The following is a 23,542-nucleotide window of genomic DNA, read 5'->3' as shown; positions in this document are numbered from 1 at the left end:
ATTAAGAACCTGCGAAAATATGGTGATTAATGGCTGCGGCAAACTGGCTTTGCCTGGGGATGGCAAACCAATGGCAAAGTTGCAAAAAGCGATGATCGCTAAGGCTGTCGCCAAAACCGAGCACCGGGAATTTGCCGCGCTGGGCCTGCAATTTATTTACTAGCCAAGCGACGGCCGACCCTTTATCGACAGGTTCAGGTATCCAGGCAACATTATTACCGTTGCGGTGAAGATAAAAGCCCTGCAGGGTGAAGCGCTGCGTCAGCCAGTCGGCAAAGGCGTAAAGTTCGGCGATTCTGGTGCTGTCGCGATGTTTCATCACCAGGTAAACGGGCACTTCGTCATACTCTTTGTTGATGCGCGCCCAGCCGTCGACGCCTTGAATAGCCATCTGGGTAGTGATGTCGTGTTGCATGGCTGTCAGTTTGTCAGCATACGGCGCCAGGTTAGCCAACATATGCTGTTGCCACTCAGCATCCGCTAGCCCTTCAGGCGTGATGATGACCGCGCCGTGGGTGGTTATAGCCCATGAGTCAAACGCGATTTGCACCCGCGCCAACTCTTCGCTTCCTCTGGCGGTGACGGGGATCAGTTCGGCGTGTTCCAGCAGCCAATCGACGAGCATGGCCTGCTCTTCGTTCATATAGCTGCGTGGACGCATTTCCCGGTCCAGCGCGGCGCAACGAAAGGGGGCCGCAGAGAGTTCATTGACCATCTTTCGTCTGGTCTGAAATAACGTATCGTCGAGATCGGAAAATACTACCGGCTTATTCATAAGATAAAATCTCCAGTCGCGAACAAAGCGACTCCAGCGCGTGTACCAGGTGGGGATCAACGCTTTCCTTTGGGGTCTCAATACATAAAATAATGCGATCGAAACGCTGGTGGGCGACGTTGTAGACAAAGTTTGGGATGCCCAGCCCGTAATTATCGTTAAATGACAGCAGCGATTGGATGGCCATGCCGGGCGCAATCGGCGAGCGACTAGTGGCGCTGAACTTAATGCTGGCCCCTTGCTGCTCAAGACGCTCAGCTAGCAAAAATGGTTCCCAGACAAACTCACCGCTGCCTAGTACCAGGATAGTTTCGCCTGTGGCTGCGACGATCTCGCAGCCGAGGTCAGCGGCGGGACGTATCATTCCCAGGCGCCCCCACGTCTGGCGCCGTGAAAGGGCATACTCTCCACGCGAGGTAATATTGACGGCAGGCATTTCAGGAGGCGTAGCGTTGGACTGTGGATGCCATTCCCAGCGTCCTTTAACTAACGCGACCTGGCTGACAGGCAGGTTACAACGCCTGGCGAAGGCATCGCCGCTCCAGTCGGTGAGGGTCACGGAGACAACCCTTTGCAAATGTGTCAGATGCGGGTGCAACGCGGACACAAGATTGATGAAGGTATTACCGGTCGTTGCTTCATCATCGATGAGCACCAGAGTTTTTGCTTCCAGCACCCGTCGGCGCATTTCTCGATCGTCGGGGAGATAAATCAAATGGTCCGTGGCATGGCTATGCGCTTCTTTAAATTCGCACAGCAGTTCCGCCTCTTGCGGATGACGCGTAGAGGTGAGATAGATTGCCTGGTCAACACGTTTGCGGAGTTCGTCAAACACGCCTGCGCCGAGGCCAACGGCAGTCTCAGCCATCCCTACGAACAACACCGGCCCGGCGAGGTCGGCGGGGAAACCAACGGCAAGTCGCTGGTAAACTGCGCGCATCGTTGCCGGCGAAACAGGGATATGTCGACCTAACACCTGACTGACAAACAGAAATGCCCGTTTAGGATTGCGCCGTTCAGCGATGTCAAACAGTGCATGAAGTTCGTTATCCTCGCCGTGGTGAAACACGCGTAATTCGCCACTTGAGAGCTGACGGCGGTAGCAGTTTTCGTGTTTCATCATTTCACCTCCGCATTGTACGAAGGCGCAAGAACGTTGTTGAGTTGCTGAGGGTATCGCCTGCTCTCTGTCATTACTCTGATGGTTGCAGGGGTGAACTGATGCGCTACGCGCCGTATGATGTCATCAGCTGTCAGTAAATCCAGCCGCTGCGCGGCGAACAACCCGGGCAGATTAACGCCGCTGTGACGGGTATAACCAATACCACCGGAAGGGCGTAGATTTATTTCCAGTAAAAGTGGTTTGCCTTCTGTATCGTTCCGGGTCTGCACGTTAACCAGGCCATCAGCGTGCAGTGCTTCGGCGCAGGCGCAGGCAAGTTCTATCGCCGGCCCTCTATTTTCCAGATACTGCAGCGCGCCTTCTTTTCGTCTACCAATGGCTGTCAGTACTTTGCCGTGACTAAGCAGCATGTCGACAGAGTATTCGGGCCCGGGTAACCAGGGCATGAGGGTCAGTGGAGTAAACACCTCACTGCTCTTAACGGCGGCAAGATACTGTTCCGGCTGAATGCGTCGTTGTTCCGGGTGGTTAATAATATCTGTAGAAAGCGCGTGCTCATCAAATAGCCAAAACCCCATGCCATAAATACCGGTCACGGGTTTCACACATAAACGGCAACCGGGAAAAGGTGACGCTTTGAGGAGATATTCCAGCGTGTTGGTATCAGTGACTCGAATGGATGGCACTACGGGAAGCCCATACGCTTGCATGGCTTTTGCAAAGCTGACTTTGTCATCGGCAATATCAAATGTGGATACCTGGCTTGCGCCCGTGGTGAGACTCACGCCTAGCGCTTCAATTTGCCGTCGATGCTGTTCGTACCAACGGCATGCTTTGCCAACCTGAATGGCGGATATGCCATATTCCTTTGTTATTGATGAAATAAATGACATTCGTGAATTGATGTCTGTGGGTTCACTTAATGAAAAATGTGCCGTTGATAATATTTCATGTCGTGGTTGACTATGTGAAGCGTAGGTAGTTATTGGGTGTTTGTTATTATTGATTGTGAAATCATTAATGCCGAAAATGATATCGCGTTGGGAGGCGAGCCCCTCCATAATCCATATTTTTCTTTCCATTGATATTACTTCCACGCGTCCAGCGTTAAATTTAACTGGAGTCTAGAATCGCTATAATGGCATGTCAATCATAATATGAGGTGCTTTTTTGTTTTCGGAATGAATATTTGTGTAGTGAATATTTTTATATTTTTTAATGATTTTGGAAATGCATTGCTATCAGTGGCGTATTTTTCTTTTTCCTAATTTTATAAATTGCCTTGTCTCAGTTCTTTATCATGATATGATTTTTTTCGAGTCTTTAATGCATATTGATTTGCTAAATATATTTTATAGGGAATAATAAATGGTCTCACTTACTAAAAATCAGACAATTTCATTAAGCAAAGCGTCTCCGGCATTATCGCAGCTGACTTTTGGTTTAGGCTGGGATCCGCTGCAGGCGAAGAAAAAAGGGTTATTCGGCGGATTGTTCTCCGGTGGCGCCGGTTCTATCGACCTTGATGCCAGCTGCATTCTATTGAATAAGAATGGCAACGTGCTGGATACCATTTGGTTTGGACAGCTGAAATCTCGCTGTGGCGCTGTCGTTCATAGCGGCGATAATTTAACTGGAGAGGGTGAGGGTGATGATGAAGTCATTCGCGTCAATCTGGAAAAACTTTCCGCTAATGTGGAATACTTGGCTTTTACCGTCAATAGTTTTCGCGGCCAAACTTTTAACGAAGTTGAGAATGCCCATTGCCGCGTGCTCGATCAAAATAATCAGGAGTTGGCCCGCTACCAGCTAACCGAGCAAGGTTCTCATACCGGTATTATTATTGCTTCATTAAGCCGTCACAATGGCAGTTGGGATTTTACCGCCCATGGTCAAGCTGCTCAGGGGCGCACTATCGAAGATATGGAAAGTGACGTATTACGCATTGTGGTGCGCTAATGAAATTATTACCCGGAGGAAATAGCGCGGTTCCTGCAGCTAATCTTGGTATCAAAATAAGCGCGGGAAGCGGTGTTGATGTGTCGTCATTTCGTCTCTATGCCAATAATAAAGTAAGAGGCGATGCGGATATGTGTTTTTACGGCCAGCCGCGGAATGATGATAATACCATACAGGTTAGCGCTAATAATTCTGCTACTGTATTTCAGGTTGCATTAGGGCTGCTGCAGGCGGACGTCCAAAAGGTGGCATTTACCGCAACCTGCGATAATAACAGGACTATCGGTGAATTAGGCCATTTGACGATCGCGGTGGAGCATAACGGCAATACGCTGATTGACTGTCAGGTCGATGTTCACGGTCGAAATGAAGCCGCGCTGATTCTGGGCGAGTTTTACCGGCGTAATGGCGAGTGGAAGTTTCGCTTTGTCGCTCAGGGTTTTACGGGCGGACTAAAACCGCTCGCTGAATACTATGGTGTTGATATTGCCGATGAAGTTACACCTCCTGCTGCTGAAGCCGCGAAAGTGAACCTCAGCAAAGTGACTTTGACTAAAGAGAAACCGGCAATCAGCCTCGCTAAACGAGACGACTATGGCGAGATACGCGTTAATCTGAATTGGCATCGCCAAAGCTCGGCCACAGGCTTATTTGGTTCATTATTAGGGGGAGGGGCCAGCAACGTTGATCTGGATCTTGGCGCTTTTGTCGAATTAAAAAATGGCGATTTAAGCGTAGTTCAGGCATTGGGTAATGCATTTGGGCGATATCAACAACCGCCCTTTATTCAGCTTCAGGGTGACGATCGTACGGGGGCTGTTAACGATGGCGAATGGATCTGTATCAATGGCAGCGAATGGCAAAATATTCAGCAGATATTAATCTACGCCTTTATTTATGAAGGCGTTGCCAGTTGGGATAAAACAGATGGCGTAGTTACGCTACATGTCCCCGGCCAGCCGCCAATCGAAACCCGACTGACCGAAGGCAATAATCGTCGAACAATGTGCGCTATTGCTCGCTTAGTCAATGACAACGGCGCCATAAAAGTTGAGCGTATAAATCAATATTTCACCGGCCATAAAGAGATGGATCGCGCATTCGGTTGGGGATTCCGCTGGCGAGCAGGTTCTAAATAAAGAAAACCAAGTGAGGGAACGATGGGATTATTTAATAAAGTAAAATCGACATTGAACGCCAGCCGCGATGAACTGGTCAAACAGGTTGGGCGTTTTAAAAATAAGAAATTCATGCAAGGAACGGTTGCGGTATGTGCTCGCATTGCCGTTTCCAGCGATGGTGTTAGCGCCGAAGAAAAACAGAAAATGATGGGCTTTCTTCGTTCGTCGGAGGAAATGAAAGTTTTTGATACCAACGAAGTGATCAACTTTTTTAATAAATTGGTATCCAGCTTCGATTTCGATATGGAAATCGGCAAAGGCGAAACCATGAAATATATTCTGGCTTTAAAAGATCAGCCAGATGCAGCTCAACTGGCCGTGCGAGTAGGCATTGCGGTGGGCAAAAGCGATGGCCATTTCGACCCGGATGAACAGGCGGCAACCAGAGAGATAATCGCCGCGCTTGGTTTTAACGCTGAAGAGTTTGGTCTTTAACCCCAGCATTTAAAGGTATTTCATGGTCTCCACGCATTTAGGTTTTCCCGTTGAAACGGTGAGCGTTTTTATTATTCTCGCCATCGGGGCTATCGTTATTGACCTCGTGATGCATCGTAGCGATAGCGTGATATCGCTGAAAAGCGCGGCACTATGGTCACTATTTTGGGTTGTGGTGGCAATGGCTTTTGCCGGATTTCTGCTGGTGCACCACGGCGCGGAAGTAGCCAGTTTGTTTGTTACTGGTTACGCCTTAGAAAAGGTGCTTTCGGTCGATAATCTTTTCGTTATGATGGCGATCTTCTCCTGGTTTGGTATCCCGGAACGCTATCGCCACCGCGTCCTGTACTGGGGGGTGATTGGCGCGATTATTTTCCGTGCTATTTTTGTCGCCATCGGCACAGGGCTATTAGCACTGGGTCCGTATGTTGAAATAGTCTTTGCCTTAATTGTGCTATGGACTGCCGTCATGATGTTAAAAAGCGGGGAGGAGAGCGATGAAATAGAAGACTATTCGCAGCATATCGCTTACCGACTGGTAAAACGTGTGTTCCCCATCTGGCCAAAATTGGTGGGACATGCTTTTTTACTTACCGCTAAAGAGGTCGATCGTGAACGGGCGAAGCCGGAGAATAAAGATCTCATTATTAGCGCTGGTAAACGCGTCGCGCTATATGCAACGCCGCTGATGTTATGCGTGGCGGTCGTTGAACTGTCAGATGTGATGTTCGCTTTTGATTCCGTACCGGCCATTATAGCAATAAGCCAGGAGCCGCTGATTGTCTATAGCGCGATGATGTTTGCCATTCTTGGCCTACGTACGCTTTATTTCGTACTGGAGGCGCTTAAACATTATTTAGTGCATCTTGAAAAAGCGGTCATCGTATTACTTTTCTTTATTGCCTTTAAGCTTGGTCTGAATGCCTCCGACCATCTTTGGCACCATGGCTATAGTATTTCGGCTACCGCCAGTCTATATGTCGTTCTGGTGGTGCTTATTCTTGGGATTGTCGCTAGTTTTGTATTTCAGGAAAAAAACGAGGAACAGCCGGGAGGTAGTTAATTCTTTGCACTGTCCTTATTCATGTTCACTTTAAAAAGGATTTAATATGAGCGTATCACTATCAAAAGGCGGTAACGTTTCTCTTAGCAAAAGCGATCCGTCAATGAAAAATGTGCTGGTTGGATTAGGGTGGGATGTTCGTACCACCGACGGCCAGGATTTTGACCTCGACGCTTCCGCCTTCCTGTTATCTGAGACAGGAAAGGTGCGCAGCGACAGCGATTTCATCTTCTACAACAACTTAAAATCGGCAGATGGTTCGGTCACTCATACCGGTGACAACCGTACCGGTGAAGGAGATGGCGATGATGAATCGCTGATCGTCAAACTGGATATGATCCCCGCGAATGTCGCGAAAATTATCTTTGTGGTGACCATTCACGACGCGCAAATGCGTCGCCAAAGCTTCGGTCAGGTTTCTGGCGCTTTTATTCGTTTGGTCAACAACGATTCGCAGCATGAAGTAGCCCGCTATGATTTGACCGAAGACGCTTCCAGCGAAACGGCGATGCTTTTCGGCGAACTTTATCGCCATAACGGCGAGTGGAAGTTCCGTGCCGTCGGTCAGGGATACGCAGGCGGCTTGTCCAGCGTCTGTGCCCAGTATGGAATCAACGCATCGTGACTCAAGCTGCCTGATTGCGAATCGGGCAATACGGTAGATTTATAACAGGAGGTTTAAATGGCTGTTTCCCTGGTTAAGGGTGGTAACGTATCACTCACTAAAGAAGCGCCGTCGATGAATATCGCGATGGTGGGGTTAGGTTGGGATGCTCGGGTCACTGACGGGCAGGGCTTCGACCTTGACGCGTCGGTCTTTATGGTTGGCGAGGATGGCAAGGTGCTCTCGGATGCGAATTTCATCTTCTTTAATAACAAGAAGAGCCCTTGCGGCGGTGTTGAGCACCAGGGTGATAACCGTACCGGTGAAGGAGACGGCGATGATGAACAGGTCAAAATCACGCTTTCCCAGGTTGCCGCAGAGGTGAAAAAACTGGTTTTCTCGGTCACCATCTACGACGCCGAAGCCCGTAAGCAGAACTTCGGTATGGTACAGAATAGCTATATGCGCGTGTATAACCACGACAATGGTGAAGAAATCGCGCGTTTTGATCTGTCGGAAGATGCATCAACGGAAACGGCGATGATCTTTGGCGAACTGTATCGTCACGGTGCTGAATGGAAATTTAAAGCGGTAGGTCAGGGATTCGCTGGCGGTCTGGCTGCGTTGGCCTCCGCGCATGGCGTTAGCGTTTAATTCTTGGCAAGAATAAAACCTCCCGCTGAGGCGGGAGGTTTGTTTTATCAGGCTGCAACTACGCTGTCGATCGCCGCTTTGGCATCGGACTGCGCTTTGGCCGCAACTTCTGGACCATAAGCAATACCCTCTGCAAACACGAAGTTCACGTCGGTGATACCGATAAAGCCAAGGAAGGTTGACAGATACGGTGTGACCAGGTCGGTTGGCGTATCTTTATGGATACCACCGCGGCTGGTTAGCACTACCGCACGTTTGCCGGTAACCAGACCTTCAGGCCCCTTCTCGGTGTAACGGAAGGTGACGCCTGCGCGGGCAACCAGGTCAAAATAGTTTTTCAGCTGAGTCGGGATGTTGAAGTTGTACATCGGCGCAGCGATAACAATCACATCGTTAGCTTTCAGTTCAGCGATCAGCTCATCGGAGAGTGCCAGCGCTTCCTGCTGACGCGCAGTCAACTGCGCATCGCTCGGACGCAGCGCGCCAACCAGTTCACCATCCAGTACCGGAATCGGGTTTGCCGCCAGATCGCGCACGGTGATAACGTCACCTGCGTGTTTTTCGCGCCATTGTTCAACAAAATAGTCGGACAGTTGGCCGGATTGCGAGTACCCTGCAAGAATACTGGACTTCAGAACTAATACTTTGCTCATGGGTGTTTCCTTTTAATGTGATTGACGGGTCAATGCCCTGGTGCTTGATGACACTGTATTCACAATCATGCCGCAGAGATAGCGCAATATATCGAATTCTATGTTCAATTTTTTTGAACAAGGCATGAATTCTACAGATGTGGTAATCTACAGCAATATTTCATGAGAGATTTTTCCGGCAGAGCACTGCCCGATAACGCTATGACAGAACAACAAAAAATCACTTTCTCGCAGCTCTATGAACGGCTCGATGGCCTGATGCTGCGCGATAAATCGCGCTACAGCCGCCGCCTGCATGGCGCAAAGAAGGTTAAAAATCCTGATGCCCAGCAGGCCATTCTCCACGAGATGGCGCAGGAGATAGAACAGGCCGCAGGGAAAGTCCTGCTACGCGAAGCCGCGCGTCCGGCAATTACCTATCCGGAAAACCTGCCGGTTAGCCAGAAAAAACAAGAAATTCTCGAAGCGGTGCGCGATCACCAGGTGGTGATCGTCGCCGGGGAGACCGGTTCTGGCAAAACCACTCAGTTACCCAAAATTTGCATGGAGCTGGGGCGCGGCCTGAAAGGCCTGATTGGCCACACCCAGCCGCGTCGACTGGCGGCGCGAACCGTCGCTAACCGTATTGCCGAAGAGCTGCAGAGCGAGCCAGGCGGCTGTATCGGTTATAAAGTCCGCTTCAGCGACCACGTCAGCGAAAACACCATGGTTAAGCTGATGACCGACGGTATCCTGCTGGCGGAAATCCAGCAGGATCGCCTGCTGATGCAGTATGACACCATCATTATTGATGAGGCGCACGAGCGCAGTCTGAACATTGATTTTCTGCTGGGCTATCTGAAAGAGCTCCTGCCGCGCCGCCCGGACCTGAAAATCATCATAACCTCCGCAACCATCGACCCGGAACGTTTCTCAAAGCATTTCAATAATGCGCCGATTATCGAAGTTTCCGGGCGGACTTACCCGGTTGAAGTACGTTATCGTCCGATTGTTGAAGAGGCGGACGATACCGAACGCGATCAGCTCCAGGCGATTTTTGATGCCGTCGATGAACTGGGGCGCGAAAGCCCCGGCGATATCCTGATCTTTATGAGCGGCGAGCGGGAAATCCGCGATACCGCAGATGCGTTGAATAAGCTCAATCTGCGTCATACCGAAGTGCTGCCGCTGTATGCTCGTTTATCAAACAGTGAGCAAAACCGGGTCTTCCAGTCCCATAGCGGGCGGCGTATTGTCCTGGCAACCAACGTTGCTGAAACCTCGCTAACGGTTCCGGGTATCAAATACGTTATCGATCCGGGTACCGCGCGCATCAGTCGCTATAGCTACCGTACAAAAGTGCAGCGCCTGCCTATCGAGCCGGTATCACAGGCCTCTGCTAATCAGCGTAAAGGCCGCTGCGGACGTGTGTCAGAAGGTATCTGTATCCGTCTTTACTCGGAAGACGATTTCCTGTCGCGGCCGGAATTTACCGACCCGGAAATTCTGCGTACCAACCTGGCCTCGGTCATTCTGCAAATGACCGCTCTGGGGCTGGGCGATATCGCCGCGTTTCCGTTTGTCGAAGCGCCGGATAAGCGCAACATCCAGGATGGCGTGCGTCTGTTAGAAGAGCTCGGCGCCATCACTACCGATGAGCAGGCAACGGCTTATAAGCTAACCCCACTGGGCCGCCAGCTTAGCCAGCTACCGGTGGATCCGCGTCTGGCGCGGATGGTGCTGGAAGCGCAGAAACATGGCTGCGTGCGTGAAGCGATGATCATCACTTCCGCGCTGTCGATTCAGGATCCGCGCGAGCGCCCCATGGACAAGCAGCAGGCGTCTGATGAAAAGCATCGTCGCTTCCACGATAAAGAGTCTGATTTCCTTGCGTTTGTCAATTTGTGGAACTATCTCGGCGAACAGCAAAAGGCGCTCTCCTCGAATCAGTTCCGCCGCCAGTGCCGGGTGGATTTCCTCAACTATTTACGCGTGCGTGAATGGCAGGATATTTACACCCAACTGCGCCAGGTAGTGAAAGAACTCGGCCTGCCGATCAACAGCGAGCCAGCGGAGTACCGTGAAATTCATACCGCGCTGCTGACCGGTTTGTTGTCGCATATCGGGATGAAGGACTCCGATAAACAGGAGTATACCGGCGCCCGTAATGCCCGGTTCTCTATCTTCCCCGGCTCTGGTCTATTCAAGAAGCCGCCGAAGTGGACTATGGTTGCGGAACTGGTGGAGACCAGCCGCCTGTGGGGGCGCATTGCCGCCCGCATTGAGCCGGAGTGGGTCGAGCCGGTGGCCCAGCATCTGATTAAACGTTCATATAGTGAACCGCACTGGGAGCGGTCGCAGGGCGCGGTAATGGCGACAGAAAAGGTCACCGTCTACGGTCTGCCAATCGTCGCCGCGCGTAAGGTCAACTATAGCCAGATTGACCCGGCGCTGTGTCGTGAGCTGTTCATCCGCCACGCGCTGGTAGAGGGCGACTGGCAGACGCGGCATGCTTTCTTCCGCGATAACCTGAAGCTGCGCGCTGAAATCGAAGAGCTGGAGCATAAGTCGCGCCGTCGCGACATCCTGGTGGATGACGAGACGATGTTCGAGTTTTACGACCAGCGCATTAGCCACGATGTCATCTCCGCTCGCCACTTTGATAAGTGGTGGAAGCAGGCCAGCCGCGAAACGCCAGACTTGCTCAATTTTGAAAAGAGCATGCTGATTAAAGAGGGGGCTGAGCAGGTCAGTAAACTGGACTACCCGAATTTCTGGCATCAGGGCAATCTTAAACTGCGTCTTAGCTATCAGTTTGAACCCGGTGCGGATGCCGATGGCGTAACGGTTCATATTCCGCTGCCGTTGCTCAACCAGGTAGAGGAAGCCGGATTTGAATGGCAGATCCCCGGCCTGCGTCGCGAGCTGGTCATCGCGTTAATTAAATCGTTGCCGAAACCCGTTCGGCGTAATTTCGTCCCAGCGCCTAATTACGCCGAGGCGTTTTTAGGCCGCGCGACGCCGCTGGCGTTGCCTCTGCTGGATTCGCTGGAGCGTGAGTTGCGTAAAATGACCGGCGTGACCATCGACCGCGAATCCTGGCAGTGGGATCAGGTGCCCGATCACCTGAAAATCACTTTCCGGGTGGTGGATGACAAAAATAAGAAACTGCAGGAAGGGCGCTCTTTGCAGGCCTTAAAAGACGCGCTAAAAGGTAAAGTTCAGGAGACGCTCTCGGCGGTGGCCGACGATGGTATTGAACAGAGCGGGCTGCATATCTGGAGTTTCGGCACCCTGGCGGAGAGTTACGAACAGAAGCGCGGCAACTATAAGGTTAAAGCCTGGCCGGCGCTGGTGGACGAGCGTGACAGCGTCGCCATCAAACTGTTTGATAATCCACAGGAACAGCAGCAGGCGATGTGGCGTGGTCTACGCCGTTTGCTGTTGCTTAATATTCCGTCGCCGATTAAATATCTGCACGAGAAACTGCCCAACAAAGCCAAACTGGGACTCTATTTCAACCCGTATGGCAAGGTGCTGGATCTGATTGACGACTGCATCTCCTGTGGTGTTGACAAGCTTATCGATGAAGCCGGCGGCCCGGTGTGGACCGAAGAGGGCTTTAGTAAACTGCACGATAAAGTGCGCGCCGAACTGAACGACACGGTGGTCGATATCGCAAAGCAGGTCGAGCAGATCCTGACGGCGGTGTTTAACATCAATAAGCGTCTGAAAGGGCGGGTAGATATGACGATGGCCCTGGGGCTGTCGGATATTAAAGCGCAGATGGCGGGTCTGGTTTATCGCGGCTTTGTTACCGGCAACGGTTTCCGCCGCCTCGGCGATACGCTGCGTTATCTGCAGGCAATTGAAAAGCGTCTTGAGAAGCTGGCAATCGACCCGCATCGTGACCGCGCGCAGATGCTGAAAGTTGAGAGTGTGCAACAGGCGTGGCAGCAGTGGCTCAATAAGCTGCTGCCGAATCGCCGCGATGACGACGACGTACAGGAGATCCGCTGGATGATCGAAGAACTGCGCGTCAGCTTCTTTGCTCAGCAGTTGGGTACCCCGTATCCCATCTCGGACAAACGCGTGTTGCAGGCGATGGAGCAAATTACGCCGTAACCTGGCTGGTTGTCCCCGGTGGCGCTGCGCTTACCGGGGCTACTCGCTTAAGCGTTTACCCACGCCAGAGTAAAGCCGTCCCAGCCTTTAGTGCCCACGGTCTGCAGCGCCGTTGCCGTCAACCGTGGCTCGGCGCCCATCATCTCAATGAACTGACGCACGCCCTGAACGCGCTCGTCGGCGCTCTGTGGGTTGACCACTTCGCCGTCGCGTACCACGTTATCGCCAATAATTAAGGTTCCTGGGCGGGAATAACGTAGCGCCCAGCGCAGATAATGGGGATTATTCGGCTTATCGGCATCGATGAAGATCAGGTCGAAAGCGGGACATTCGCCAAGCGCCTCCAACGACTGTAGCGCCGGCCCCTCCCGCAGCGTGACCCGCTGGTCAACGCCCGCCAGTTGCAGATTCTCCCGCGCCACCTGGGCATGATGCGCGTCGGCCTCCAGTGTGAGTAGTTGGCCATCGTCAGGAAGCTCGCGCGCCATCCAGATGGTGCTATAGCCGCCGAGGGTGCCAATTTCCAATATTCGCTTCGCCTGGGTAAGCCGCACCAGCAGAGCCAAAAACTGACCCTGATTGGCGGCGACATCGTGCGCCGGTAGCCCGGCACGATGATTATTTTCCAGCACCCGATTGAGTACAAGATCGCCGGGGATTAACGCTTCAACCAGATATTTGTCTACTGCCGTCCACTGTTGTTGCATATAACATTTCCCGTTTTAGCTCGCTGATGAGTCAAACCAGCCGCCTCCCAGCGCCCGGTACAAATCAATCTGTGCCAGTAGAAGATTATTTTTCACCTGTACCACGCTCAACTGAGTGGAGAACAACGTACGTTGCGCATCCAACACGTCCAGATAGGAAGAGTAGCCGTTACGATAGCGGTTCTGCGCGATACGCAACGTTTCTGCGGCGACCGATTCCTGCTCCTGGAGCTCGGTTAACTGCTCGCCGTAGCGGCTGATGGCATCCAGACTATCGTTCACCTCTTTGAACGCACCACGTACCGTTTTCTCATATCCGTAGAGCGCCTGATTGCGCTGAGCCATCGAGACATCAACCTGCGCATTTAGCGCCTGACGGTTGAGCAACGGCGCCAGAATGCTGCCGCCAATGCTCCATAACCGCAGCGGGTTGTCGAGCAGATCCGGCAGCGTTCTGTCCTGCAAACTGCCGGTGGCGGTAAGGTTGATGGAAGGCAGCAACTGCGCCTGCGACGATGCCAGGGTGGCATCAGCGGCCACCAGTTGGCGTTGAGCCTGCACAATGTCCGGACGGCGGCTCATTAGCGTCGAGGGTAGCTGTGAGGGCAGGTGTAGCGGGCTAAGTTGCGCGAACTCGTTACGTTTTACCACACCGGGATTGTCGCCCAACAGAACGCTCAGGGCGTTCTCTTGCTGCGCGATTTGATGCTGCAATGGCGGGATCTGCGCCCGCGTCGAGCGCAGTTCGGAATCCGCCTGCATGAGCTCCAGGCGCGAGGTATAGCCGGTTTCATACTGGCGTTTAGCCAGATTCCACGCATCTTCTCGCGATTTCAGCGTTTGGCGGGTGACCCGCAGCTGCTCGTCTAATGACAACAAGGTGACGTAGCCGACGGCGACCGATGACGCTACGGTGAGATTAGCCGCGGCGGCAGCGGCTTTCTGCGCTTCAAGGCTGGCTTCGGCGGCGCTGGCGGCGCTGCGGTTGGCCCCCCAAATATCGACGTCATAGCTGGCGGTCAGGCCGCCTTTGTACAGCGTGCTGTGGATGGGCAGACCGGTCGCGGCGGACTGTGCGCGAGCGCGGGTACCGGTCAGGCTGGCATCAAGCGAGGGGAATAAGCTGCTATCAGCAGCGTACGCGCGCGCCTGATATTCGTTAACCCGCTCGCGGGCGATCAGGACGTCGCTGTTGTAGCGCAACGCCCGATCGACATACTGATTAAGCGCGCTATCGTGAAAATTGCGCCACCACACGCCTTCCACCGGGCTGGAAGGCCCCACATCGGCACGCCAGGCGGCAGGGATCGCCAGTGAGGGCTCCGCACGTGGTACATCGGCAGACTGACAACCGACCAGCGCCAGCGCCACGGCAAGCGTTAACGGGCGGATCATTGTTTATTCTCCGCGCGGGTATCAATCGTCACCTGCACCGACATTCCCGGGCGCAGACGATGGCTGTTTTTCTGCCCCTCATCGACCGCGATACGGACAGGGATCCGCTGGGCGATTTTGACAAAGTTGCCGGTCGCGTTATCCGGCGAGATCGCGCTGAATTCGACGCCGGTCGCAGGCGAAATACTTTGTACCTTGCCGTGGAAGGTTTCGCTGTTCAGCGCATCGACCGAGAAGGTGACCGGCTGGCCGACGCGCACCTCGGCAAGCTGCGTCTCTTTCAGGTTGGCGATAACCCAGTGCTGAGGCGGCACCAGCGAGGTCAAATGCGTACCGGCGCTGACATAGGCGCCGAGGCGTACGGAGATCTGCCCCAGTTGCCCGGTCGTCGGGGCGATAATCCGCGTATTCTGCAGGTCGATTTCGGCAAGCTCCAGCGCCGCTTTGGCACTGGCCACATCGGCCTCCAGCGAATCGCGATTGACGATAGTGGACTGCAGATCCTGGCGCGACATCTCCAGTGTGGCTTTCGCCTGTTCGATATCGGCTGCGCCCTGAGCCGCGCTGGCCCGCGCGGAGTCGCGTTCGCGAATGGATAACGACCCATCCGCGGTAAGCTCCTGTACGCGTTTTAAATCGGCCTGGGTTTTCTGATTCTGCGCGCGGGCGTTTTGCAAGGCGGCCTCGTTTTTGACGATCGTCGCTTCGGCGCTTTTCCGCTGCTGCTGGTTGTTTTTCAGCGCCGCTTGTTTCATCGCCAACGTTGCCTGCGCCTGGTGTACCCGCTGCTTATAAATGCGATCGTCAATCTGGAACAGCACCTGTCCCGGCTGAACGGTATCGAAATCTTTGACGTTCACCGCGGTGATATACCCGTTAACCTGCGGGCTGATAAACGTCGTCTGACCGCGCACATAAGCGTTATCGGTAAACTGACTATGCCGGGTGAAAGGGGGCAACTGCCAGGCGTAAAGAATCACCAATACGCCGACGATGCCGATCGCCGCGGCGGTAAAAATAGACACCACGCGGATGTTGTTTCGGGTATTGGCCTGTTGCCTGGCCGCGTCCTGCTGACTCATAACCACTCCAGAGTAAAAATTATCTTATTATTTATTGCCGGTTGCGCGTTTTAACGCGATACGGGCGGTGATTCGCAATCTGATTAAGCGCCAGAAAATCCACACCAGCGTTGCGGCAGAGATCGCCGCCGTCAGGAGATAAGTGTCATTGTAGGCGAGAATATTGGCCTGTAGCGTCGAGGCGTTTTGCAGCAACGTGGTAGCCTGCACATTCAATAGCGTGCTGTCGCCAATCTGGCTTTGATACATCTGGCTGTACTGCTGCAGTCGCTCGGCGATTAACGGGTTCAACGTGGTTATCTGATCGGCCAACTGGCTGGAATGAAATTTTTCACGCCAGGTCTGAAAAGTACCGAGGATAGCTGATCCGAGCAGGCCGCCGATGTTTTGGCTCATGCCAAACAGTACCGAGAAGCTAACCAGATTCCGCTGGTCGGCAATCACCCCGCCAATTCCCGCCAGCATGGCCGGCGCCAGGAAGAAGGCGCTGCCGAAGCCAAGTAAAAACTGGCTGAACATCAACTGTTCCGGACGGGTCAGGGCAGTGGACTGGCTATCAAGCAATGACGCAATCATGATCAACGCCAGCGCGGTCGCGGTGGGCCAGTAGAGGCGCTGCGGGTTAAGCGTCAGGCAACTGGCGACGATACCGCAGACGATACCGGCGAAAATAGACCATGCCAGATTGGTCATCTGCTCGTTTTGCAAGCCGACGTACTGCAGCCAGCCGATGACTCCGGTGTTCTGTTCCGCCAGCACGATGCGTATCAGCAGCATAATCAGCCCGAGACGAATGATACTGCCGCTGGAAAGCCATTTGGTGTTAAGCAGCGGGTTAGTGCGATTATGCTCGAAGGCGATAGCCGAAACGATCAGCACCACCGCACCCGCCAGCGACCAGCCAAGCCACGGTGCCTCAAACCACCAGTCCAGACGGCCCAGCGACAGCACCGCGCAGACCAAAGCCATACCGGGCGCCAGCAGGAAGAAGGTAATAAAGTCCTTCTTCTCAAACACTTTTTTGCGGTCGCTGGGCGGCAGTTTGAGCGCAATGACGCAGGCGAGCGACACCAGCGCCAGCCCGAGCTCAAAGAAGTAGAGACCACGCCATTCGTCAATCTGCAGTAATTCAGTCGAGAACAGACGCGCCAACGGGATCGCCAGCGACGATCCGGTGATCCCAATGGTCAACGCCTTCAGACGGTGGCGCGCCGGCCAGGCCTGCACCTGATAGTAAATTCCCAGTGAACTTAACGCCGCTGCCACCATGCCGTGCGCCGCACGCACCATCATCGCCGAGCTGAGGTCGTTGACGAACAGGTGGAAGAAAGTGACCAGTACATACAGTACCAGGAAGCCTTCAGTAAAGGCGCGCAGGCCAAACTGCTGGCGAAATTTCACCAGCAGCAGGTTGATGGAGACGTTAGTCATGACGTAGACCGCCGGCAGCCACGCAATTTCCGTCGACCAGGCGGCAAAAGTGCCCTGCAGCAGCTGCAGGTTGGCGGTAACGACGGCATTACCCAGCGCGCCGGTCAGGCATACCAGCAATCCGACGATGCCGTAAGCGACACGTTTTGGCGTACTGTGGATGGGCGTCGACGGTGAACCGAGCATCGCCGGTTTTTCATGCGGCGCCCAGTCGTGGGGCACATAGGGATTAGCATCGCGACGAGGCATTATTTCTTTTCCACCTCGTGCAGCAGCTTTTCCAGTACCCGGTGGGTTTGCTCACGCTCTTCCGGAGTGATGGCGGTGAGGATCTCCTCGCGCAGGTCGTCGGCGACCGCTTTCACCTGATGGAAAAGCGCCATCCCTTTTGCGGTGGCGACCAACAGACGCTTACGTTTATCGCTGTCAGGCTTAACGCGCTCCACCAGTTCAAGTTCGACCAGGCGGTTAATGAGCGGGACGATGGTGGCGCTTTCGACACCGAGTTCCTGCGCCAGTTCGCTTTGCGATAGGGGCTGCTCGTTGCGGGCAATGGCTGACACCGCCACCCATGACGCCTGGCTCATGCCAAGATTTTTCAACCGCCGGTTAACCGCCAGCCGCCAGTGATGCGCGGTTAAGTATAAGAGATGGGAAAAGTTAAGCTGTCGGTTATCCATGTTCCGCCTACAAAATCATTAGAGCTCTAATGATTTTAGGCGCGGCGATTTACCGATTTCAAGTCACGAAGATAAAAATAGGTTAACGCAATGTGCGTTTTTTGTGGAAAAGGCCGGCTGGCACGTGGAGAAAAAATAAAAAAACCCGGGCGAACCCGGGTTTAGTATCTGGATTAACCGGACATTAGCCCGGGTAGATGCCGCGATCTTTACGCGCCAGCAGGATGCGCTCACAGGCGACGATGTAGGCCGCGGTACGCAGAGAACACGCTTTCTCGGCGGCTTTATCGCAGACGTGAACGATAGCATCGGTCATGATACGGTCCATCTTGGCGTTGATCTCTTCTTCACTCCAGAAGAAGCTCGCCATGTCCTGTACCCATTCGAAGTAGCTGACGGTCACGCCGCCGGCGTTACAGATAACGTCCGGAACCACGATCACCCCGCGGTCGGCCAGCACGTCGTCGGCGTCCGGGTAGGTTGGGCCGTTGGCGCCTTCGAGGATCAGCTTACAGCTGATTTTTTCCGCGCGCTCACGGGTGATTTGGCCTTCCAGCGCCGCCGGGATCAGGATATCCATCTCGGTGGTCCAGAAATCTTCTTTGGCGATTTCACGCGCGCCCGGGAAACCAGCAATCTTCTTGTTCTCGGCCTGCCATGCGGTCAGCGCCTGCATGTCGATACCGCCTTCGTTGAACAGGGTCGCGGTGTGGTCCTGGATAACGACAATACGCGCGCCAACGTCTGCAAACAGACGAGCGGCTTCGCTGCCGACGTTACCAAAACCTTGCAGCGCGACTTTCGCGCCTTCGATTTCGATACCGTTGCGACGAGCCACTTCACGACCGGTGACGAAGACGCCGCGGCCGGTGGCTTTTTCACGACCCAGCGAACCGCCGAGATGAATCGGCTTACCGGTAACCACGCCGGTGATAGTGGTGCCGTGATTCATGGAGTAGGTGTCCATCATCCACGCCATCACTTTACCGTTGGTGCCAACGTCCGGCGCCGGGATATCTTTCTGTGGCCCAATGATAATGCCGATTTCGCTGGTATAGCGACGAGTCAGACGTTCCAGCTCGCCTTCAGACAGTGAGAACGGGTCGACGCGGATGCCGCCTTTAGCCCCGCCGTAAGGAATATTGACCGCGGCGCACTTAATGGTCATCCAGGCAGAAAGCGCCATTACCTCGTTAAGATCGACATCCGGATGGTAGCGAACACCACCTTTACCCGGTCCACGCGATAGATTGTGCTGTACGCGATAGCCTTCGAAATGGCGGATGGTGCCATCATCCATCTGCACCGGAATATCAACGATCAGCGCGCGTTTCGGGTGGCGCAGAGTTTCCACCCAGTAGGCGAGGTCGCCCAGATACGGCGCGACGCGGTCGATCTGGCGCAGGTAAGTGGTCCATGGAGATGTACTACTTTCAGATGCGTAAGATAACTTTTCCATAAGAGTCCTGTATCTCAATGTTATTTGTGTCGTGTAAAACCGTGGAATAGGTACAGCAGTAAAATCTGTGTGATGAATGTTATCACCAATTTTATAAACCAGTATTTGACGGCTATTCCGAATTTTACATTTTTGTTAGTTTTTTGGGGTTGCATTTGAATAAATAAGCACGACCAGGTGCCTGCATGTCATGCATTGATATGCATATTTTATGCAGATAAGTGAATATAGAAATAATTTTTTCATATTTTTCATTATCTTGATGATCCTCTAAAAGTGAATAAAATGATTCATGGTTGTATTGACTTTGTTGCGCGTCAGGGCCCAGCATTAGCTCACGCAATACACAAGGTATTAACCGTGAATTAACATATATCCATACAAATAAAATGGCTTATTTCAGTTGTGGTGAAAATATTTGTCATCGCAGCGGGACGTGTGCGCCCTGAAAACGGCTAAAGGGAAATTGTTAAATTCGACTATTCACGATTGGCTTATGCCGCCGATCCTCGTTCCGGAGAATTGTTATGTCAGGCAGTATCACTCGCGAAGATTTTGATGCTTATATGGTTCCGTGTTTCGCTCCCGCGCCGTTTATCCCGGTGAAAGCGGCGGGCTCCCGCGTCTGGGACCAGCAGGGTAAAGAGTACATTGACGTGGCTGGCGGCATTGCGGTTAACGCGCTGGGTCATGCGAATCCGGCGCTGGCTAACGCGCTGAAAGCGCAGCTGGATAGGCTGTGGCACATCGGCAACGGCTATACCAACGAACCGGTGCTGCAGCTGGCGAAAACCCTGGTGGAGTCGACCTTCGCCGATAAAATTTTCTTCTGTAACTCCGGTGCTGAAGCCAATGAAGCCGCGTTGAAGCTGGCGCGCAAGTATGCACACGACAAATTCGGCGCCGACAAGAGCGAAATCATCGCCTTTAAGAACTCCTTCCATGGCCGCACTCTGTTTACCGTGACCGTAGGGGGGCAGCCGAAATACTCCAGCGACTATGCGCCATTGCCGCAGGACATCACCCATCTGCCGTATAACGACATCGACGCGGTGAAAGCGGCGTTCTCTTCCCGCACCTGCGCGGTCATCGTCGAGCCGATTATCGGCGAAGGCGGCGTCATGCCGGCGGATCCGCAGTTCCTGCAGGCACTGCGCGAGCTGTGCGATGAGCATGAAGCAACGCTGATTTTTGATGAAGTGCAGACCGGCGCCGGGCGTACCGGCCAACTGTATGCTTACCAGCACTACAACGTAGTTCCGGATATTCTCACCAGCGCAAAAGGGCTGGGCGGCGGCTTCCCAATTGGCGCGATGCTGGCGAAAGAGGCCTGGGCGCAAGTGTTCCAGCCGGGTACCCACGGCACGACTTTCGGCGGCAACCCGCTGGCGGCGACCGTCGCTAATAGCGTGCTCGCGCAAATGGATAGCGCGCTGCTGGCGGGCGTGGGCGAACGCCATACCCTTATCGTCGATAAACTCAATGCGCTGAACGCTAAATATGATGTCTTCAGCGCCGTACGCGGGATGGGGCTGCTGATTGGCGCCGAACTGGCAAGTCATCTGCGAGGAAAAGCCAAGGCGCTGACCAATCTGGCGGCGGAAGAGGGACTGATCGCGCTGATAGCCGGGCCGGACGTCCTGCGTTTCGCCCCAGCGCTCAATATTCCCCTGGCGGATATTGATGAAGCCTTCATGCGCCTTGAGCGCGCCGTCGCCCGCTTAATCAGCTAATCCGGGAGACGGCCTATGATGTTATTTCGTCCCGTACGGGAAAACGACCTCGATGATATTGTTCGCCTGGCCTCCCGGGCGGGCGTGGGAATGACCTCGCTGCCCAATGATGCCGTGCGCCTTGCCGCACGGATTAAACGCAGCGTTGAAACCTTTGCCGGCAAGCTGACGCGCGGCGAACAGGGGTTTCTGTTTGTTCTGGAAGATACCGAACTGAGCCGGGTTGTCGGCGTTAGCGCCATTGAGGTCGCGGTGGGGCTCGACGAACCGTTCTACAATTTTCGTATTCAGAAGACGGTACGGGCATCCAAAGAGCTTGGGGTTTATAAGCATCAGGAATTGCTTAATTTAAGCTACGACCATACCGGTCACAGCGAACTCTGTACCCTATTTCTTGACCCGGAGTACCAGAAGAACCGCAATGGCCTGCTGCTCTCCAAAGCGCGGTTTGTCTTTATTGCCGCGTTCCGCGAGTGGTTTTCGCCGCATCTGTTTGCCGAGCTGCGCGGGCGCAGCGACGAGCAGGGAAATTCACCATTCTGGGATGCGTTAGGGCACCACTTTTTCGATATTCCCTTCGCCGATGCCGACCGTCTTACCGGGACGGGGATGAAAACCTTTATCGCCGAACTGATGCCGGCTTACCCGATTTACATCTCGCTGCTGCCGGATGATGCCCGCGAGGTAATAGGACAGGTTCATGCCAACACCGCGCCGGCGCGGGCTATTCTGGAAAAAGAAGGGTTTAGCTGGCGCGGGTCCGTCGACATCTTCGATGCCGGCCCGGTACTGGAAGCTGAAACCGATAATATTCGCGCTATCAGAGAGAGCTATTCGCTGCCGGCGCTGCAACTCATAACGCCGCAGGCGACGCCAACCATCGTCGCGAATGGACAGTTTGAAAACTTCCGCGCGGTGCTCATCGCGCAAGAGACGCCGGGAGCGCTCGATCAGCAGGCGCTGGACGCCCTGCAGGTCAATGCCACCGACCGGGTTCACGCGGTGACACTCAACCCAGAGGAAAACAGATCATGGCGGTAAACGCACATTTTATAGCAGGTAAGTGGCAGCAGGGCGCAGGCGCGCCGTTAACTAAGCTGGCGCCGGAAGACCAGTCCGTTTTATGGCAGTCGCAAAGTGCGGGCGCAGCCGACGTGCAGGCCGCCTGCGCCGCCGCGCGCGAGGCGTTTTATGGCTGGTCGCATCGCCCATTAAGCGAACGCATTGCCGTGGTTCAGCGTTTCGCGGCGCTGCTGGAAGAGAATAAAGAGGCGCTGGCGACGTTAATTTCCCGTGAAACCAGCAAGCCGCTGTGGGAAACCCGCACCGAAGTACAGGCGATGATCGGCAAGGCCGGGATTTCTATTGATGCCTACGCCGAACGTACCGGTTATCGCGAGTCCGCTCTGCCGGACGGCAAAGCGCTGCTGCGCCATAAGCCGCACGGCGTGATGGCGGTGTTTGGCCCTTACAACTTCCCGGGGCATCTGCCGAACGGCCATATTATCCCGGCGCTGATCGCCGGTAACACCGTGGTATTTAAACCGAGCGAATTGACGCCGGCGACCGCGGAACTCACCGTTCAGCTATGGCAGCAGGCCGGGATCCCGGATGGGGTGCTGAACCTGGTGCAGGGGGCGAAAGATACCGGCCAGGCGCTGTTGGAAAACCACGATATCGACGGCGTGCTGTTTACCGGGAGCGCCGCCGCTGGCTTCCACTTCCACCGTTACCTCGGCGGTCAGCCGGAGAAAATGTTGGCGCTGGAGATGGGCGGCAATAATTCGCTGATCGTGGCCGACGTTGTCGATAGCGTTGCGGCGCTGAACGTGATTATTCAATCGGCCTTTATCTCCGCCGGGCAGCGCTGCACCTGCGCGCGTCGTTTACTGGTACCGCGCGGCGAACAGGGCGATGCGCTTGTTGAACAACTGATTGATGCCAGCCGGCAGATTCGCGCAGGTAAATGGAACGCCGAACCGCAGCCGTTTATGGGCGGGGTGATTTCGCAAACCGCCGCGCAGGGCATGCTGGCGGCGCAGGCGAAGCTGGAAGCGCTGGGCGGCAAAGTGCTGCTGCGCATGAGTCAGCCGGATCCTCACTCTACCGTGTTAACGCCGGGAATTATCGACGTCACCGGGATCGCGGTGCCGGATGAAGAGTACTTCGGCCCGCTGCTCACCGTGATTCGTTACGACCGGTTCGATGAGGCGATCGCGATTGCCAATAATACTCGCTACGGTCTGGCGGTCGGGCTTATTTCCGCCGACCCGGCGCTGTTCGACAAGCTGGCCGACGAAGCGCGCGCCGGGATCGTTAACTGGAACAAACCGCTCACCGGGGCCTCCAGTAAAGCGCCTTTCGGCGGTGTCGGCGCCTCCGGCAACCATCGCGCCTCGGCGTGGTATGCCGCCGATTATTGCGCCTGGCCGATGGCTTCTCTGGTCAGCGAAACGCTGACGCTGCCGGCGACGACGTCGCCAGGTCTGCCATTCTGATAACCG

20 protein-coding genes are annotated in these 23,542 nt (G+C 54.3%); 10 read left to right on the top strand and 10 right to left on the bottom strand.

Going from position 1 to position 23,542, the window contains the following annotated elements; genetic code table 11:
- Position 1: 1 nt before the first annotated feature.
- From PGR79_RS01960 to PGR79_RS01950, 3 genes are read right to left on the bottom strand one after another with little or no spacing between them, the layout of a single operon-like run.
- The gene (locus PGR79_RS01960) at positions 2 to 775 is read right to left on the bottom strand and encodes a hypothetical protein (RefSeq protein WP_113373232.1); all 774 of its coding nucleotides are present in this window, start codon (positions 773 to 775) and stop codon (positions 2 to 4) included.
- Positions 768 to 1,898 (bottom strand): phosphoribosyltransferase domain-containing protein, encoded by a 1,131-nt coding sequence (locus PGR79_RS01955; protein WP_228302257.1) that lies wholly within the window; start codon positions 1,896 to 1,898, stop codon positions 768 to 770. The genes PGR79_RS01960 and PGR79_RS01955 overlap by 8 nt, the downstream gene beginning before the upstream one ends.
- Positions 1,895 to 2,980 (bottom strand): ATP-grasp domain-containing protein, encoded by a 1,086-nt coding sequence (locus tag PGR79_RS01950; protein ID WP_113373233.1) that lies wholly within the window; start codon positions 2,978 to 2,980, stop codon positions 1,895 to 1,897. Before PGR79_RS01950 ends, PGR79_RS01955 begins: the two co-directional genes overlap by 4 nt.
- Before the next feature lie 286 nt (positions 2,981 to 3,266).
- Here PGR79_RS01950 and PGR79_RS01945 point away from each other — a divergent pair, with 286 nt between their 5' ends.
- From PGR79_RS01945 to PGR79_RS01920, 6 genes are read left to right on the top strand one after another with little or no spacing between them, the layout of a single operon-like run.
- Entirely contained in the window at positions 3,267 to 3,857 is a 591-nt protein-coding gene (locus tag PGR79_RS01945; protein WP_113373234.1) for a TerD family protein, read from the top strand.
- Positions 3,857 to 4,996: a TerD family protein gene (locus PGR79_RS01940; protein WP_113373235.1), complete on the top strand. Its 1,140-nt coding sequence runs from the start codon at positions 3,857 to 3,859 to the stop codon at positions 4,994 to 4,996. Before PGR79_RS01945 ends, PGR79_RS01940 begins: the two co-directional genes overlap by 1 nt.
- A gap of 21 nt (positions 4,997 to 5,017) precedes the next feature.
- Entirely contained in the window at positions 5,018 to 5,473 is a 456-nt protein-coding gene (locus PGR79_RS01935; RefSeq protein WP_113373236.1) for a tellurite resistance TerB family protein, read from the top strand.
- Positions 5,474 to 5,495: 22 nt separating this feature from the next.
- Positions 5,496 to 6,536, top strand: a complete 1,041-nt coding sequence (locus PGR79_RS01930) for a TerC/Alx family metal homeostasis membrane protein (protein ID WP_113373237.1) — start codon at positions 5,496 to 5,498, stop codon at positions 6,534 to 6,536.
- Between the two features lie 46 nt (positions 6,537 to 6,582).
- Positions 6,583 to 7,161: a TerD family protein gene (locus PGR79_RS01925; protein WP_087859477.1), complete on the top strand. Its 579-nt coding sequence runs from the start codon at positions 6,583 to 6,585 to the stop codon at positions 7,159 to 7,161.
- A 57-nt stretch (positions 7,162 to 7,218) separates the two neighbouring features.
- A complete protein-coding gene (locus PGR79_RS01920) occupies positions 7,219 to 7,794 on the top strand; it encodes a TerD family protein (protein WP_087859478.1) in 576 nt (191 codons plus the stop codon).
- Positions 7,795 to 7,841: 47 nt separating this feature from the next.
- Here PGR79_RS01920 and azoR read toward each other — a convergent pair whose 3' ends face one another.
- Positions 7,842 to 8,447, bottom strand: coding sequence for an FMN-dependent NADH-azoreductase (azoR, locus tag PGR79_RS01915; protein WP_049052730.1), 606 nt, complete (start codon positions 8,445 to 8,447; stop codon positions 7,842 to 7,844).
- Between the two features lie 201 nt (positions 8,448 to 8,648).
- Between azoR and hrpA the strand changes: the two genes are divergently transcribed.
- Positions 8,649 to 12,551: an ATP-dependent RNA helicase HrpA gene (gene hrpA / locus PGR79_RS01910; RefSeq protein ID WP_430920964.1), complete on the top strand. Its 3,903-nt coding sequence runs from the start codon at positions 8,649 to 8,651 to the stop codon at positions 12,549 to 12,551.
- Between the two features lie 47 nt (positions 12,552 to 12,598).
- Here hrpA and PGR79_RS01905 read toward each other — a convergent pair whose 3' ends face one another.
- From PGR79_RS01905 to PGR79_RS01880, 6 genes are all read right to left on the bottom strand, one after another.
- The gene (locus PGR79_RS01905) at positions 12,599 to 13,258 is read right to left on the bottom strand and encodes an O-methyltransferase (protein ID WP_430920962.1); all 660 of its coding nucleotides are present in this window, start codon (positions 13,256 to 13,258) and stop codon (positions 12,599 to 12,601) included.
- A gap of 15 nt (positions 13,259 to 13,273) precedes the next feature.
- A complete protein-coding gene (locus PGR79_RS01900) occupies positions 13,274 to 14,653 on the bottom strand; it encodes an efflux transporter outer membrane subunit (RefSeq protein ID WP_430920960.1) in 1,380 nt (459 codons plus the stop codon).
- Positions 14,650 to 15,735, bottom strand: a complete 1,086-nt coding sequence (locus PGR79_RS01895) for an HlyD family secretion protein (RefSeq protein ID WP_113373241.1) — start codon at positions 15,733 to 15,735, stop codon at positions 14,650 to 14,652. Before PGR79_RS01895 ends, PGR79_RS01900 begins: the two co-directional genes overlap by 4 nt.
- A 27-nt stretch (positions 15,736 to 15,762) precedes the next feature.
- On the bottom strand, positions 15,763 to 17,415 hold the full coding sequence (locus tag PGR79_RS01890) for an MFS transporter (RefSeq protein WP_045393910.1): 1,653 nt from the start codon (positions 17,413 to 17,415) through the stop codon (positions 15,763 to 15,765).
- A complete protein-coding gene (locus PGR79_RS01885) occupies positions 17,415 to 17,846 on the bottom strand; it encodes a MarR family winged helix-turn-helix transcriptional regulator (RefSeq protein ID WP_015366352.1) in 432 nt (143 codons plus the stop codon). The genes PGR79_RS01890 and PGR79_RS01885 overlap by 1 nt, the downstream gene beginning before the upstream one ends.
- 184 nt (positions 17,847 to 18,030) lie before the next feature.
- Entirely contained in the window at positions 18,031 to 19,305 is a 1,275-nt protein-coding gene (locus PGR79_RS01880) for a Glu/Leu/Phe/Val family dehydrogenase (RefSeq protein WP_015366353.1), read from the bottom strand.
- Positions 19,306 to 19,832: 527 nt separating this feature from the next.
- On the opposite strand from PGR79_RS01880, the gene PGR79_RS01875 reads away from it, so the two are divergent.
- The 3 genes from PGR79_RS01875 to astD are packed head-to-tail and all read left to right on the top strand — an operon-like array spanning position 19,833 to position 23,536.
- Entirely contained in the window at positions 19,833 to 21,038 is a 1,206-nt protein-coding gene (locus PGR79_RS01875) for a bifunctional succinylornithine transaminase/acetylornithine transaminase (RefSeq protein WP_430920957.1), read from the top strand.
- Between the two features lie 18 nt (positions 21,039 to 21,056).
- The gene (astA, locus tag PGR79_RS01870) at positions 21,057 to 22,079 is read left to right on the top strand and encodes an arginine N-succinyltransferase (RefSeq protein WP_430921141.1); all 1,023 of its coding nucleotides are present in this window, start codon (positions 21,057 to 21,059) and stop codon (positions 22,077 to 22,079) included.
- Positions 22,070 to 23,536, top strand: a complete 1,467-nt coding sequence (gene astD / locus PGR79_RS01865) for a succinylglutamate-semialdehyde dehydrogenase (RefSeq protein WP_430920955.1) — start codon at positions 22,070 to 22,072, stop codon at positions 23,534 to 23,536. Before astA ends, astD begins: the two co-directional genes overlap by 10 nt.
- Positions 23,537 to 23,542: the final 6 nt, after the last annotated feature.

This window comes from Klebsiella sp. 141161 (assembly GCF_050600815.1).
GTDB classification, from domain to species: Bacteria; Pseudomonadota; Gammaproteobacteria; order Enterobacterales; family Enterobacteriaceae; genus Klebsiella; species Klebsiella aerogenes.
The sequence above is the reverse complement of the archived record's forward strand: the minus strand, read 5'-3'. Positions and strand labels throughout refer to the sequence as shown.